Origin of the sequence: Microbacterium fluminis, from assembly GCF_051549805.1 — a bacterium.
In the GTDB taxonomy this organism is placed as follows: Bacteria; Actinomycetota; Actinomycetes; order Actinomycetales; family Microbacteriaceae; genus Microbacterium.
This window is the reverse complement of the sequence record NZ_CP196042.1, coordinates 1948159-1962782: the sequence shown is the minus strand read 5'-3', so window position 1 is coordinate 1962782 and position 14624 is coordinate 1948159. Positions and strand designations below refer to the sequence as shown.

Annotated in this window: 10 protein-coding genes; 3 read left to right on the top strand and 7 right to left on the bottom strand. The window is 71.6% G+C overall.

The window, feature by feature from the left end; genetic code table 11:
• Positions 1-20 precede the first annotated feature (20 nt).
• On the top strand, positions 21-1295 hold the full coding sequence (locus ACSJDX_RS09485; RefSeq protein ID WP_438352440.1) for an MFS transporter: 1275 nt from the start codon (positions 21-23) through the stop codon (positions 1293-1295).
• Here ACSJDX_RS09485 and ACSJDX_RS09480 read toward each other — a convergent pair.
• The 3 genes from ACSJDX_RS09480 to rsmI all read right to left on the bottom strand — a co-directional run bounded on the left by ACSJDX_RS09480 (position 1274) and on the right by rsmI (position 4616).
• Positions 1274-2155: a TatD family hydrolase gene (locus ACSJDX_RS09480; protein WP_438352439.1), complete on the bottom strand. Its 882-nt coding sequence runs from the start codon at positions 2153-2155 to the stop codon at positions 1274-1276. The two genes, ACSJDX_RS09485 and ACSJDX_RS09480, sit on opposite strands and share 22 nt — an antisense overlap.
• Before the next feature lies 1 nt (position 2156).
• Complete coding sequence (gene metG, locus ACSJDX_RS09475) at positions 2157-3731, bottom strand: methionine--tRNA ligase (RefSeq protein WP_438352438.1); 1575 nt, start codon at positions 3729-3731, stop codon at positions 2157-2159.
• A gap of 66 nt (positions 3732-3797) precedes the next feature.
• Positions 3798-4616: a 16S rRNA (cytidine(1402)-2'-O)-methyltransferase gene (gene rsmI / locus ACSJDX_RS09470; protein ID WP_438352437.1), complete on the bottom strand. Its 819-nt coding sequence runs from the start codon at positions 4614-4616 to the stop codon at positions 3798-3800.
• A 35-nt stretch (positions 4617-4651) separates the two neighbouring features.
• On the opposite strand from rsmI, the gene ACSJDX_RS09465 reads away from it, so the two are divergent.
• Positions 4652-6259 (top strand): dolichyl-phosphate-mannose--protein mannosyltransferase, encoded by a 1608-nt coding sequence (locus ACSJDX_RS09465; RefSeq protein ID WP_438352436.1) that lies wholly within the window; start codon positions 4652-4654, stop codon positions 6257-6259.
• A 49-nt stretch (positions 6260-6308) separates the two neighbouring features.
• Here ACSJDX_RS09465 and ACSJDX_RS09460 read toward each other — a convergent pair whose 3' ends face one another.
• Both ACSJDX_RS09460 and ACSJDX_RS09455 read right to left on the bottom strand, forming a co-directional pair.
• The gene (locus ACSJDX_RS09460) at positions 6309-7145 is read right to left on the bottom strand and encodes an aldo/keto reductase (protein ID WP_438352435.1); all 837 of its coding nucleotides are present in this window, start codon (positions 7143-7145) and stop codon (positions 6309-6311) included.
• A 19-nt stretch (positions 7146-7164) separates the two neighbouring features.
• Complete coding sequence (locus ACSJDX_RS09455; protein ID WP_438352434.1) at positions 7165-7617, bottom strand: ArsR/SmtB family transcription factor; 453 nt, start codon at positions 7615-7617, stop codon at positions 7165-7167.
• Positions 7618-8374: 757 nt separating this feature from the next.
• Here ACSJDX_RS09455 and hrpA point away from each other — a divergent pair.
• Positions 8375-12343 carry an ATP-dependent RNA helicase HrpA gene (hrpA, locus tag ACSJDX_RS09450; protein WP_438352433.1) on the top strand — a complete coding sequence of 1323 codons (3969 nt, stop codon included), beginning with the start codon at positions 8375-8377 and terminating at the stop codon, positions 12341-12343.
• Positions 12344-12372: 29 nt separating this feature from the next.
• On the opposite strand, the gene ACSJDX_RS09445 is transcribed toward hrpA, so the two are convergent.
• Both ACSJDX_RS09445 and ACSJDX_RS09440 read right to left on the bottom strand, forming a co-directional pair.
• Positions 12373-13215, bottom strand: a complete 843-nt coding sequence (locus tag ACSJDX_RS09445) for a sulfurtransferase (RefSeq protein ID WP_438352432.1) — start codon at positions 13213-13215, stop codon at positions 12373-12375.
• A 44-nt stretch (positions 13216-13259) separates the two neighbouring features.
• Positions 13260-14588, bottom strand: coding sequence for a M20/M25/M40 family metallo-hydrolase (locus ACSJDX_RS09440; RefSeq protein ID WP_438352431.1), 1329 nt, complete (start codon positions 14586-14588; stop codon positions 13260-13262).
• Between the last annotated feature and the right edge of the window lie 36 nt (positions 14589-14624).

Sequence of the window (14624 nt, the reverse complement as noted above, 5' to 3'; positions counted from 1 at the left end):
GGCGCTCCTAGACAGAGCGGATGCCCCGGCTCGTCGATCTGATCGCACCGCGCCGACTCGGCACCGACTTCCGGTGGCTGCTCGCGTCGTCGTGGACGAGCAACATCGGCGACGGCATCGCCCTGTCCGCGGCGCCGCTGCTCATCGCGTCGCTCACGTCCTCGCCGCTGCTGGTGGCCGCCGGGGCCATGATGCAGTTCCTGCCGTGGCTGCTGTTCGGCCTGCTCGCCGGATCGGTCGCCGATCACCACGACCGGCGTCGCCTCGTGATGGTCGCGAACGCCTCGCGCGCGGTGGTGGTGGCCGCTCTCGTCGTCTTCCTCCTCACCGGGCACGCGTCGGTGTGGATCGTCCTGGCGACGTCGTTCCTCTACGGCACCGCCGAGGTGTTCGCCGATTCGGCCGGCAGCACCCTGCTGCCGATGCTCGTGAAGCCCGCCGACCTCGGCGTCGGCAACGCCCGTCTGCAGGCCGGCTTCCTCGTGGCCAACCAGCTCGCCGGTCCCCCGCTCGGCGCCTTCCTGTTCGCCGCGGCATCCTTCTGGCCGTTCCTCGTGCAGATCGTCTGCGTGAGCCTCGCCGTCGTGCTGATCGCCCGCATCGCCCGCACGCCGGTCCCGGCCCGCGAGGAGGGGATGCCGGAGCGCTCGGCGCACCCGATCCGCGAGGGGCTGCACTGGCTGCGCGCCCACCCGCCCGTGCGCACCCTCGTCGTGATCATCCTCGTCTTCAACGTCACATGGGCAGCGCCCTGGGGCATCCTCGTGCTCTACGCCACCGAGCACCTGCACATGGGGCCGGTCGGGTTCGGTGCGCTCACCACCGCGGCCGCGCTGGGCGGACTCGCCGCCACGGGCGCCTTCGGATGGCTCGAGCGACACGTGTCGTTCGCGACGCTCATGCGGATCTGCCTGTCGCTGGAGGTGGTGATGCACCTCGCGTTCGCGCTCACCACCTCGGGCGTGATCGCGCTGGCGATCATGTTCGTCTTCGGCGCCTACGCCTTCGTCTGGGGCACGATCTCCACGACGGTGCGTCAACGCCTCGTGCCGATGCATCTGCAGGGGCGCATCGCGTCGGTGAACATGGTCGGCGTCTTCGGCGGGCTGGTCATCGGCCAGTTCCTCGGCGGTCTGATCGCCCAGACGTGGGGGCTCACGGCTCCGTGGTGGTTCGCCTTCGCCGGGGCGGCGGTGACCCTGATCGCCGTCTGGCGCTCGATCTCGGCGATCGTCGCCGCGCCGACGGCGATCGTCGACGCGGACGAGCCCGGTCAGTCCGCGAACGAGCCGTAGACCGCGAGGGTGTTCGCGGCCAGCTGCGCGCAGAGCGCGTCCAGTTCAAGTCCGAGCTCGGCGGCGAGGAAGCGCACGGTGACCGGGATGAGGTACGGCGCGTTGGGACGACCGCGGTGGGGCACAGGGGTGAGGAACGGGGCATCCGTCTCCACCAGGATCCGCTCGAGCGGGGTCACGGCGAGCGCGTCGCGGAGGTTCTGCGCGTTCTTGAACGTGACGTTTCCGGCGAAGCTCAGGTAGTACCCGGCATCGGCGGCCACGCGGGCCATCGTCTCGTCGCCCGAGAAGCAGTGGAACACCGTGCGCTCGGGTGCTCCCACCCGCGCGAGCGTCTCGAGCACCGCATCGTGCGCATCGCGGTCGTGGATCTGCATCGCGATGCCGTGCTTCTTCGCCAGCGCGATGTGCGCCTCGAAGCTCTCGTGCTGCGCCGGGAGACCGTCGGCGTCGGTGCGGAAGTAGTCCAGGCCCGTCTCTCCGATCGCGCGGACGCGGGGCTGGGCGGCGAGCTCGTCGATCGCCGCGATGGCCTCGCCCAGCCGCCCCGCCGCCGCGTAGGCCGGCGCCTCGTTCGGGTGGATGGCGACGGCCGCGAGCACGCGGGGATGGGATGCCGCGGCCCATGCCGACCAGCGGCTGGACTCGACGTCTCCCCCGGCCTGCACGACCCCGATCACGCCCACCGCGACGGCGCGCTCGAGCTGCTCGTCGAGGGACAGGCTCGACCCGTCCTCGATCTCGAGGTGCGTGTGGTTGTCGTACACCGGGACGGGCAGGGCCTCGGGCGCCGCCGGATAGCTGACGTCTCGGCGGCCCTCGCCCGAGCGTTCGCGGACGTACTGACTGGGATCGGTCACGTCAGGCGGACTGCTCGACGCGCGGGAACAGCGGCGCGAGGCCGTTGACCGACGTGCCCGGGCGGAGTGCGCCCCATGCGCCGGCGCCGCGCAGCGGCTGATCCTGCAGGCGGCCGAGCGTCTCGGCGGCGCCGAGCGCGACCCACAGCTTCTCGGTCGCGACCGGCATCACCGGCGACAGCAGCACCGCGAGCGCACGCAGGCCGTCGGCCGCCGTGTACAGCACGGCGCCCAGCCGCGAGCGCTGCGCGTCGTCCTTCGCGAGCGCCCACGGCTCGTTGTCGGTGATGTAGGCGTTGAGCGCGTCGACGATCGTCCAGATCGACGAGATCGCCTCGTCGATGCGGAACCGCTCGATCGCCGCGTCGGCGGAGGTCGCGGCATCCGCCACCGTCTGATGGATCGCGAGGTCGCCGGCGGAGTACTCCCCCGGCGGCGGCACGATCCCTTCGAAGTAGCGCTCGATCATCGCGACGGTGCGCGAGGCGAGGTTGCCGAAGCCGTTGGCGAGCTCGGCCTGGTAGCGGGCCGAGAGGTCCTCCCACGAGAACGAGCCGTCCTGCCCGAACGCGATCGCCGACAGGAAGTAAAAGCGGTACGCGTCGGAGCCGAAGACGTCGGTGATCTCGGTGGGTGCGATGCCGGTGAGCTTCGACTTGGACATCTTCTCGCCGCCGACCAGCAGCCAGCCGTGCGCGAAGACGCCGCGGGGCACCTCGACGCCGGCGGCCATGAGCATGGCGGGCCAGATGACGGCGTGGAAGCGCAGGATGTCCTTGCCGACCACGTGGTACGCGGGCCACCGGCGCGCGAACTCCTCCGGGTCGGCGCCGTAGCCCACGGCGGTGGCGTAGTTCAGCAGGGCGTCGACCCACACGTAGATGACGTGGGACTCGTCCCACGGCACCTGGATGCCCCAGTCGAACGTCGACCGCGAGATCGACAGGTCCTTCAGCCCGTTCTTCACGAACGAGACCACCTCGTTGCGCGCCGAGTCGGGACGGACGAAATCGGGCACGGTCTTGTAGAGCTCGAGGAGCCGGTCCTGGAACTCGCTGAGCTTGAAGAAGTAATTCTTCTCCTGCAGCAGCTCGAGCGGGATCGAGTGGATCGCGCACACCTTGAGGCCCTCGAACGGACCGGTGCCCTCGACGATCTCCGCCTCGGTCTTGAACTCCTCGCAGCCGACGCAGTACAGCGCCTCGAACTCCCCGGCGTAGATGTAGCCGCGGTCGTAGAGCGCCTGCACGAACTGCTTGACGCGTTCCTCGTGCCGCGGCTGGCTGGTGCGGATGAAGTCGTCGTTGGCCACGTCGAGCGTCGTCAGCAGCGGGAACCACGACTCGCTCACGAGCTTGTCGACCCACTCCTGCGGGGTCGCCCCGTTGGCGGCGGCGGCGCGCATCATCTTCTGGCCGTGCTCGTCGGTGCCGGTGAGCATCCAGGTGTCGTCGCCGGACTGCCGGTGCCAGCGCGCGAGCGCGTCGACGGCCACGGTGGTGTAGCCGTGGCCGATGTGGGGTACGTCGCTCGGGTAGTAGATCGGCGTCGTGATGTAGAAGGAGCCGGAAGTCACTTCACGATTCTAGATCGGCGGGATGCTGCGGCTCCCCGCTGTGACGGCGCCGCCGCCGCGCGTGCGTCAGCCGCGGACGGCGAGCGCGGCCTGGTACAGCTCGCGCGAGGAGTGCCCTGTGTGCGCGGACACCTCGGACGAGGCATCCTTCAGTCGCACCCCCGTGCGCACCAGCTCGAGCACCTGGGTGACCGCGTCGGGGAACTCGACCGTGCGCGGAGCCGCGCCCTCGACGACGATGACGACCTCGCCGCGCACTCCCGCCTCCGCCCACGTGGCGAGTTCGCCGAGGCCGCCGCGGGCGACCTCCTCGTAGAGCTTGGTGAGCTCGCGGCACACGGCGGCGCGGCGGTCGGCTCCGAAGGCGACCGCCATGTCGGTGAGGGTCGCCGCCACGCGTGTGGGCGCCTCGAAGAACACCATGGTGCGCGGCTCGGCGGCCAGGGCGCGCAGCGACGACGCCCGCTCGCCGGGCTTGCGGGCGACGAATCCCTCGAACGTGAAGCGGTCGGTCGGCAGCCCCGAGACGGCGAGCGCCGTGACGACCGCACTCGGACCGGGGATAGCCGTCACGGCTACGCCCGCGGCGACCGCGGCGGCGACGAGGCCGTAGCCCGGATCGCTGACGGTGGGCATGCCGGCGTCGCTGACGACGAGCAGGTCGCGCTCGGCGGCGAGGGCGGCGAGCTCCGCGGCGACCTGCTTCTCGTTGTGGTCGTGGAGGGCGATGAGCCGCGGACGGTTGGCCACCCCGAGGGCGGCGAGCAGTCTCTGGGTGGTGCGGGTGTCCTCGGACGCGACGACCTCGACGGTCTCGAGCATCTCGATCAATCGCGCCGACGCGTCGCCGAGATTGCCGATCGGGGTGGCGGCGAGGATCAGCATCGTCCCAGTCTGACACCGACCTTAGGCTGGTCGTCGTGACGACGACCGCCGAGCCGCTCATCCCCGGCCCCCCGCCGCTGCCGTCGCGGCTGTCGGTGTACGACCGGTGGATGCTGCGCCTCGCCGGCGACGCGCAGCGGCAGCGTCTGCTGAGGTGGCTGGTGCCGACCGTGATCACGGTGGTCGCCGGCATCCTGCGCCTGGTCAATCTCGGGCATCCGCACGCGCTGGTGTTCGACGAGACCTACTACGTCAAGGACTCCTTGAGTCAGTGGAACCTCGGGTACCCGGCCACGTGGCCGGACGGCGCCGATGCCCGGTTCGTGGCCGGAGAGCCGGACATCTTCACCACCATCGGCAGCTTCGTGGTGCATCCGCCGCTGGGCAAGTACCTGATCGGCGCCGGGATGGCGCTGTTCGGAGCCGCGGACTCGGCCGGCTGGCGCTTCGCGACGGCGGTCTTCGGCACGGCGCTGGTCCTCGTGGTCTACCTGGTGGCCAAGTCGCTGACCGGGTCGCTGCCCTTCGCGACGGTCGCCGGCACTCTGATGGCGGTCGACGGCCTCGCGATCGTGCTGAGCCGTGTCGCCCTGCTCGATGTCTTCCTCGCCTTCTTCGTGCTGCTCGCGTTCTGGTTCGTGGTCCTCGACCGCCGGCGTCACACCGCGCGGCTCACTGCCGCCGTCGCCGCGCGCGCCGAAGGATCGGGCGCCGTGTCGCTCGGGCCGGTGTACTGGAATCGGCCGTGGCTGATCGCCGCCGGCGCCGCCCTCGGCGCGGCGACGGCCGTGAAGTGGTCGGGGCTCTATGCGATCGCCGCGATCGGGGTGTACGTCGTGGTGTCCGACGCCCTGGCCCGTCGCCGCGTCGGGGTGACGTTCTGGCCGACGGATGCCGCGTTCCGCCAGGGACTCGTGTCGTTCGTGCTGCTCGTCCCGATCGCCTTCGTCGTCTACCTCGCGTCGTGGACGGGGTGGCTGACCTCGGAGGGCGGCTACGACCGGCATGCGATGGACGCGTCGCCGGCGACCGGATTCTGGTCGTGGGTGCCCCTGCCCCTGCAGAACCTGTGGGCGTACCACCAGGCGATGTACGGCTTCCACGTCGGTCTGACCTCTCCGCACGGGTATGCGAGCCCGGCGTGGCAGTGGCCCTTCCTCGTGCGTCCGACGTCGATGTACTACCACCAGGACAACTTCGGCGAGGCGGGCTGCGGAGTCGTGAACGGGTGCGTGCAGAACGTGTACAGCATGCCGAATCCGCTGATCTGGTGGGCCGGGGTCGCGGCGGTGCTGTACCTCGTCGTGCGGCTCGTGGTGCGCCGCGACTGGCGGCACGCGGTGGTGCTGACGGGGGTCGTCGCGACCTACGTGCCGTGGCTGCTCTACCCCGAGCGCACGATCTTCGAGTTCTACACGATCGCGATCCTGCCGTTCATGGTGCTGGCCCTCGCGTTCGCGCTCCGCGACATCGCGGGGGCGGCGACCGCGACGGCGGAGCGGCGCAAGAGCGGTCAACGCGTGGTGTGGGTCTTCCTCGCGTTCGCGCTGACCCTGTCGGCGTTCTGGTATCCGATACTCACCGCGATGCCCGTGCCGTACGACTTCTGGCGGGCGCACAACTGGTTCCAGACCTGGGTCTGAGCTCCGGGTCGGGCGCCCGCCGAAGGCGCGGTCGGGTGACGTCGTCGGGTCAGTTGACGTCGTCGGGGTGACTGCCCACGCGGCCCGAGCCGTCGAGCGGGTCGAGGGCGTCGATGGCCGCCATCTCGGCGTCCGTCAGCGCGAAGTCGAACACCTGGATGTTCTCCTCCAGCCGCTCGCGCCGCACCGACTTGGGGAACACCACGAAGCCCTTCTGCAGGTGCCAGCGCAGGACCGCCTGCGCGGGGGTCTTGCCGTGCGCCTCGGCCGCGTCGGCGACGGCCGGCAGGCCGAAGAGGTCGTACTTGCCCTGCCCCAGCGGACCCCACGACTCGATGCGCACGTCGTGCTCCGCAGCCCACGTCGTGATGTCGCGGCGCTGATGGGCCGGGTGCAGCTCGATCTGATTCACCGCGGGGGTGACCCCGGTCTCGGCGACGATGCGGTCGAGGTGCGGCACGAGGAAGTTCGACACGCCGGCCGAGCGGGTGAGCCCGCGGTCGCGGATCCCGACCAGCTTCTCCCACGCGTGCACATAGTTGTCGCGGGCCGGCGTCGGCCAGTGCACGAGGTAGAGGTCGACGTGGTCGAGCCCGAGCTTGCCGAGGCTCTCCTCGATCGCGCGGTCGGGCTCGTCGCCGTCGTGCCGGTCGTTCCACAGCTTGGTGGTGACGTACAGGTCGTCGCGGGCGATGCCGCTGGCGGCGATCGCCGCACCCACACCCTCTTCGTTCCCGTAGATCGCGGCGGTGTCGATGTGGCGGTAGCCGACCTCGAGCGCCTCGCTGACGGCGCGTTCGGCATCCTCCGCGGGCACCTTGAAGACGCCGTAGCCGAGCTGGGGAATCGAGTGGCCGTCATTGAGCGGCACCGTGGGAATGGTCATGCTTCCAGCCTAGGAGGACTCACGGAGGCAGGAGCATCGGCGGAAACAGTCCCGCATCGGGATCGGCGGCGCGGGGCGCCTCCGTCTGCCGCCCGCGTCGGCCGGGAGTCCGAGGCCGTCCGACCGCCGGTTCCGGAGCGGGAGGCCAGCTGACGATCGGGTCATAGTCCTGGAGATTCTCGGCGTCCCATCCGACGGCACGATCGAGCTTCCAGCGAAGGTCTGCGACGGCGTGCTCGATCACATCCATGCCACGGAAGCCGAGTCGGTACCACCGCCATGGGCCGTCGATGCGGGCGTCGACGAGCCCGGCCAGCCGGAGGATGCCGAGGTGCTTCGACACCGCGGTCCGGCTGATCCGGAACTCCCCGCCCACGACCTCGGCGAGCTGGCCGGCGGTGTGTTCGCCCGACGCGAGGATGTCGACGATCCGCCGGCGAGCGGGATCGGCCAGCGCCGCGAACGGATTCATGCGTTGACGGTATTGCCCGGCGAAGCCGTCGTCGTGAGCGGACGACGATTCGGGGATGCCTCGTCTTCCGCACGTCGTTGTGGAGGAGCCGGCGCCGCTCGGCGCCCTCATTTGGACGGAATCCGGCGCGCAGACATTCTCTCCAGCGCAGTGAACTTCCCGCTCACGCGACCCGAGAACTCGCACGCTCGATGAACCTCCCGGTCACGCGACCCGCGGATCCACCCGCACGATGAACCTCCCGCTCACGCGACCCGCGGATCCACCCGCACGATGAACCTCCCGCTCACACGACCCGCGGATCCACCCGCACGATGAACCTCCCGCTCACACGACCCGGGAACTCAGACGCTCAATGAACCTCCCGCTCACACGACCCGGGAACTCAGACGCTCAATGAACCTCCCGCTCACACGACCCGGGAACTCAGACGCTCAATGAACCTCCCGCTCACACGACCCGGGAACTCAGACGCTCGATGAACCTCCCGCTCACGCGACCCACGGATCCCCCGCACGATCATCGGAACGGATGGGCGACCCACAGAACCGAGCGATCGTGTGAACGAGAGGTTCACCGCGCTGGAGGCGAGGCCGACCGCCACCGATCCGAGCACATCCGCGCCTCACCGAACCAGGACGTCGCGTGAACGAGAAGTTCAACGCGCTGGAGAGAATGTCTCGACGGACGATCACGAATGAGCATTCAACGCCGGCGGCGGCGAACGAGGCCGTCGGCGGCAGTACGATCGAAGGCTGTGTCGTCGCCCGAACCCGTGATCTTCTACCCGCCAGAGCTGCCCGTCAGCGCCGCGCGGGACGAGATCGCGCGTGCGATCGCGACCTCGCAGGTCGTGATCGTGGCCGGCGCCACCGGGTCGGGGAAGACCACCCAGCTGCCCAAGATCTGCCTCGAGCTCGGCCGCACCCGCATCGCGCACACCCAGCCGAGACGCATCGCCGCCCGCACGATCGCCGAGCGCATCGCCGAGGAGCTGCAGGTGCCGCTCGGCACCACCGTCGGCTACAAGGTGCGCTTCACCGACAACGTCTCCGACGACACCGCGATCGCGCTGATGACCGACGGCATCCTGCTCAACGAGATCCACCGCGACCGGCTGCTCCGCCGCTACGACACGATCATCATCGACGAGGCGCACGAGCGCTCGCTCAACGTCGACTTCCTCATCGGCTACCTCACGCGGATCCTGCCGCAGCGCCCCGACCTGAAGGTGATCGTCACGAGTGCGACCATCGACCCCGAGAGCTTCGCGACGCACTTCGCGGATGCTTCGGGCCGGCCGGCCCCGATCGTCGAGGTCTCGGGGCGCACGTTCCCGGTCGAGATCCGCTATCGCGGCCAGGACGACAGCGACGACGACGCTCCGGCAGGTTCGGCGAGCGGGAGCGGTTCGGCGAGCAGGAGCGGTTCGGCGAGCGGCGGAGACGACGACGAGGTCGGCGCCATCGTCGCGGCGCTGCGGGAACTCGACCGGGAGCCTGCGGGCGACGTGCTGGTGTTCCTCCCCGGCGAGGCCGAGATCCGCGATGCCGCCGACGCGGTACGCGGCGCCTACGCCAAGGACGCCGCCCCCACCGAGGTGCTCCCCCTCTTCGGACGCCTCTCCGCCGCAGAGCAGCATCGGGTGTTCGAGCGGTCGACGATCCCCGGCGTGCGACGCCGGGTCATCCTCTCCACGAACGTCGCCGAGACGAGCCTCACGGTCCCCGGCATCCGGTACGTCGTCGACACCGGCACGGCACGCATCTCCCGGTACAGCGCGCGCACGAAGATCCAGCAGCTGCCGATCGAGGCGGTGTCGCAGGCATCCGCTCAGCAGCGCTCCGGACGCGCCGGGCGCACCGCGCCGGGGATCGCGATCCGGCTGTACTCCGAGGCCGATTTCGACGGACGACCCGAGTTCACCGAGCCGGAGATCCTCCGTACGAGCCTGGCGGCGGTCATACTCCAGATGCTGTCGCTCGGCTTCGGCGACATCGCCGCGTTCCCGTTCCTCACGCCACCGGACTCGCGCGGGGTGAAGGCCGCGCTCGACCTGCTGATCGAGCTCGGCGCCGTGACCGCCCCGCGCGGGCAGGGGGAGCCGACGCTCACCGCTCGCGGGCGCGAGATCGCGCGGCTGCCGATCGATCCCCGTTTCGCCCGCATGCTCGTCGAGGCCCGCGCATCGGGCGTGCTCCCGCCCGTGCTCGCCATCGTCGCGGGCATGTCGATCCAGGACGTGCGCGAACGACCCGAGGACCGTCGCGAGGAGGCCGACCGGGCGCACGCGCGGTTCACCGACCCCACCAGCGACTTCCTCAGCATGCTGAGCCTGTGGAACCACCTGCAGGAGAAGCAGGCCGAGCTGGGATCGAGTGCGTTCCGCCGCCTCTGCCGCGCGGAGCACCTGAACTACGTGCGGGTGCGGGAATGGGTCGATGTGCACCGGCAGCTGCGCTCGCTCCTCGGCGGCCGGCGAGACCGCCGGTCCGGGTCGGGGACCGAGGGCTCCGGCGCCGCGATCACCGCGGACCCGGACGCCGTGCACAAGGCGATCCTGTCGGGTCTGCTGTCGCAGATCGGCATGCTCGACGATCGCGCGCGGGCCAAGGCATCCGCTGGTCGTCCCGCGCCCGGCGAGTACCTCGGCGCCCGCGGTACGCGATTCGCGGTCTTCCCCGGTTCGGGGCTGAAGAAGAAGCGCCCCGACGCGGTGATGGCGGCCGAGCTCGTCGAGACGTCGCGCCTGTTCGCGCGCACCGTGGCCGCGATCGATCCCGCGTGGGCCGAGCCGCTCGCCGGCGACCTCGCCAAACGGCAGCTGAGCGACCCGCTCTGGTCGAAGGATGCCGGCGCGGCTGTCGCCGCCGAGAAGGTCACCCTCTTCGGGGTCGAGATCGTGCCGCGGCGGCGCGTGCAGCTCGCCCGTTTCGACCCGGCGCTCGCGCGCGAGCTTTTCCTGCGCCATGCGCTCGTCGAGGAGGACTGGGATCCGTCGCACCTGGACAAGCGCCTCACCGCCTTCCTGCGCCGCAACGTCGAGCAGCGCCGGCGCCTGGAGAAGATCGAGGAGCGCGAGCGGCGGCGCGACATCCTCGTCGGCGATGAGGCCGTGTTCGCGTTCTACGACGCCCGCATCCCCCGCGACGTGTACGACGCCCGCTCGTTCGAGTCCTGGTGGAAGGATGCCTCGGCCCGCACGCCGCGCCTGCTCGATCTGACCGAGGCCGACCTCCTCGACGAGAACGCCCGCCGCGACGAACGCGATTTCCCCGCGCGGTGGACGCAGGGCGACCAGGTGCTCTCACTCGCCTACCGCTTCGAGCCGGGAGCGCCCGACGACGGCGTCACGGTGGTGGTGCCCCTCGCCCTTCTCGCCCAGCTGCGCCCGGACGGCTTCGACTGGCAGGTGCCCGGCCTGCGCGACGAGCTCGTCACGGCGCTCCTGCGCGCGCTCCCGAAGGCGATCCGCCGCAACGTCGTGCCCGCCGCGGACTGGGCCGCCACGTTCGCCGACGACCTCGCCGGCCTAGGTCCGGAGGCCCACGCGGGCGTTCCGCCGCGCACCCTGCGCGATGCGCTCGCGCGCCTGGTGCAGCGCGTCGCCAACCAGCCGGTGACCTCGGCGGATTTCGAGGGCGAACGGGTGCCGGGGCACCTGCAGGTCTCGTTCCGCGCCGTCGACGACCGTGGACGCACGGTGGGCTCCGACCGCGACCTCGCCGCGCTGCAGGAGCGCCTCGCCGGTCGCGCCCGCACCACCGTGGAGCGCTCGATCCGCCGCTCGGTGGAGCAGTCCGGGGTCGGGCGCGTCGCCGCGGCGACCCCCGGTGCGACCGAGGCTGCGGCATCCCTCGTCCGCTCCGGACTCACCGACTGGACGCTCGAGGAGCTGCCGGAGGTGGTCGACACCAAGGTGGCCGGCGGCGTCGTGCGCGGCTACCCCGCGCTCGTCGACGAAGGCGCGACGGTCGCGGTGCGCATCGAGACCACTCCCGAGGAGGCGGCCCGGCAGACCCGCGCCGGGGTGCGCCGCCTGCTGCTGCTCACCGTCCCCTCCCCCACCTCGTACGTGCTCGATCACCTCACCGCGGCCGAGAAGCTCGCCCTCGCCGCTTCGCCGTACGCCTCGGCGAAGGCCTTGATCGAGGACGCGAGGGTGGCTGTGGCCGACGCGGTGATCGCCCGCTCCGCGCCCGACGGCGTCGTGCGCACGAAGGCCGGGTTCGAGACGGTGCGGCAGGCCCTGTCGGCCGCGATCGTCGACGAGCTGTTCGCCGCGGTGTCGCTGTCGGCACGCATCATCACGCTCGCGCGCGACGCCGACCGCGCGGTGCGCGGGCAGAATTCGCTCACGCTGCTCGGCGCGCTCAACGATGTGCGGGGACAGCTGTCCGGACTGCTCTACCCCGGCTTCGTCGCGCGCACCGGAGTGGAACGGCTCGCGCAGCTGCCGCGCTACCTCCAGGGGGCGATCGAGCGGGTGAAGGGGCTCGCCGACAATCCCGGCCGCGATCGGCAGCGGCTGACCGAGTTCGAGCGCGCGTCGGCGCTGTACGCCGAGGCCGGCGGCACCGTTCCGCCTGCGCCGGAGGCCGCGGCATCCGTCGTCCACGCTCGCTGGCTGCTCGAGGAGTATCGCATCAGCCTGTTCGCGCAGCGCCTGGGCACGGCGGAACAGGTCTCGCTGCAGCGGATCGCGAAGACGCTCGCCGGCGGGTGAGCCGGGTCAGGACGACGGATGCCGCGGGCTCACGGTGTCGCGCCGGTGGCGACGGGCCGCCCGGGGGTGTTCGACCATTGGCTCCACGATCCCGGGTAGACCGCGACCGGGATGCCGGCGAGGGCTCCCGCGAGGGCGGCCTGCGTCGCGCCCACACCCGATCCGCAGTACGCCGCGACCGGACGGCCCTCGACGGCTCCCGCCGCGGTGAAGGCGTCGCGCAGAGCGGCGGGGTCGCGGAATCGGCCCGCCTCGACGAACGCGGGCAGCGCGAGGTTGACCGCCCCGGGGATGTGCCCGGCGATCGGATCGATGGGCTCGACCTCGCCGCGGTAGCGCTCCGCCGCCCGCACGTCCACCAGCACGCCGCGCTCGGACCACCCGGCGGCGTCGTTAATGTCGATCCCGATCCCGATCCCGAGGTCGAGGTCGGTGAGCTCCACGTCGCCCGGCGTCGGGCTGACCTCGCCCTCCTCGAGCGCTCCGCCTGACGACCGCCACCCGCCCAGGCCGCCGTCGAGCACGCGCACGTCGGTCACGCCGCTGTACGACAGCAGCCACCAGGCACGCGATGCCGGCACCGATCCGGCGTCGTCGTAGACCACGACGACGTCACCGGCCGAGATGCCCCATCGGCGCGCGGCGTCCTGCAGCGCCTGCCGCGAGGGCAGCGGATGACGGCCCGCCGCCGGCGAGGCGGGACCGGCGAGCTCGTCGTCGAGATCGACGTATACCGCTGTGGGAATGTGGCCCTCGGCGTGCGCGGCACGGCCGTCGGGCGCGTCGAGCCGCCAGCGCACGTCGAGGACGCGCACGGGAGCGTCGGCGTCGATCAGGGTGGCGAGTTCTTCGGGGGTGATGAGCAGCGACATGCTCCTATCGTGCACCCGCCGACCGTTCCAGCGGCGGGCGCGGCTCAGCCGGCCGCGATCAGCGCGCGGTAGAAGTCGATGCCGCGCAGCCACGATGTGACGCGGATGCGCTCGTCGTGCGCGTGCAGCGCGTCGCGCTCGGCCCGGCTGATCGCGAACGGCGTGAACCGGTACACGTGCGCGCTGATCGCGGTGAACCACCGGCTGTCGCTCGCGCCCAGCTGCAGGTACGGCGTGGGAACCACATCGCCGCCGAGCGTTCCCCGCACGGCGGCGGCGATCCTCCGCCACGCCTCGCCCCGCCACGGCGAGACCGGCGACGGCTCGGACGTGTGCCGCACGGCCACCTCGATGCCAGGATCGGCGATCGCGCGGCGCACGTGCGCGACCGCCCCGTCGACACTGTCGCCGGTGAGGAGGCGGATGTTGACCGAGGCCCGTGCCGTGGTGGCGAGCACGTTCTCGCCCGGCGCGCCGGAGAGCTCGGTGACGACCGCGGTGGTGCGCACGATCGCGTTCGTCTCGGGGCCGAGCGCCGACAGCGCCGCAGCCACGGCGGGACCGGTCACCGCGAGGCTTCCGAACACCGACCGCAGCGGTCCGCTCGCGTGCGGGGCGACGGTGGCGAGCATGGCGCGCACCGGCGGGGTGATGCGCCGCGGGAACGGATGCCGGTGGAGCCGATCGATCGCCCGGGCCAGCCGGACCGTCGCCGGCAGCGCCGGAGGGGTCGAGGCGTGCCCGCCCGCCTCCCGCGCGGTCAGCAGCACCGTCATCACACCGCGCTCCGCCACCCCGATCATCGCCGTCGGCGCCGCGACGGCCGGCAGCACGCCCTCCACCACCGCCCCGCCTTCGTCGAGCACGAGGGCGGGACGGATGCCGCGCTCGGCCAGCAGTCCCACGATCGCCCGGGCTCCCCCGCCGGCGGTCTCCTCGTCGTGTCCGAACGACAGGTACACATCGCGCTGCGGCGTGAACCCGGACGCCACGAGCGACTCGACGGCCTCGAGGATCGCGACCAGCGCGCCCTTGTCGTCGATCGCCCCGCGCGCGTGGATCTCGGCGGCCCCGCCCTCGCCGATCAGCTCGGCGTCGAAGGGCCCGTGCGCCCACTCCGACTCGATCACCGGGACCACGTCGAAGTGGGCCATCAGCACGAGCGGATCGCCCGCCGCCGAGCCCGTCCACCGCAGCAGCAGGGAGTGGTCGGCGACGATCTCGCGGACGAGCACGCCGTGCGTCAAGGGGTAGAGCCGCTCCAGCGCCGCGGTGAACTCGTCGAACCGCGCCCACTCCACGAGTGCCGGATCGACGTGCGACACGGTGGGGATGCGCAGGAGCTCGCGGAATCGATCGGTCGAGGATGCCACGGGCCGAGCCTACCCACGGTCGCCGACCCCGCACCC

Excerpts from the sequence above, each read along its gene's own strand:
- ACSJDX_RS09485 (WP_438352440.1), top strand. The coding sequence starts at position 21 with ATGCCCCGGCTCGTCGATCTGATCGCACCGCGCCGACTCGGCACCGAC.
- rsmI (WP_438352437.1), bottom strand. The coding sequence starts at position 4,616 with ATGCTGATCCTCGCCGCCACCCCGATCGGCAATCTCGGCGACGCGTCG.
- ACSJDX_RS09460 (WP_438352435.1), bottom strand. The coding sequence starts at position 7,145 with ATGACCATTCCCACGGTGCCGCTCAATGACGGCCACTCGATTCCCCAG.
- ACSJDX_RS09455 (WP_438352434.1), bottom strand. The coding sequence starts at position 7,617 with ATGAATCCGTTCGCGGCGCTGGCCGATCCCGCTCGCCGGCGGATCGTC.
- ACSJDX_RS09445 (WP_438352432.1), bottom strand. The coding sequence starts at position 13,215 with ATGTCGCTGCTCATCACCCCCGAAGAACTCGCCACCCTGATCGACGCC.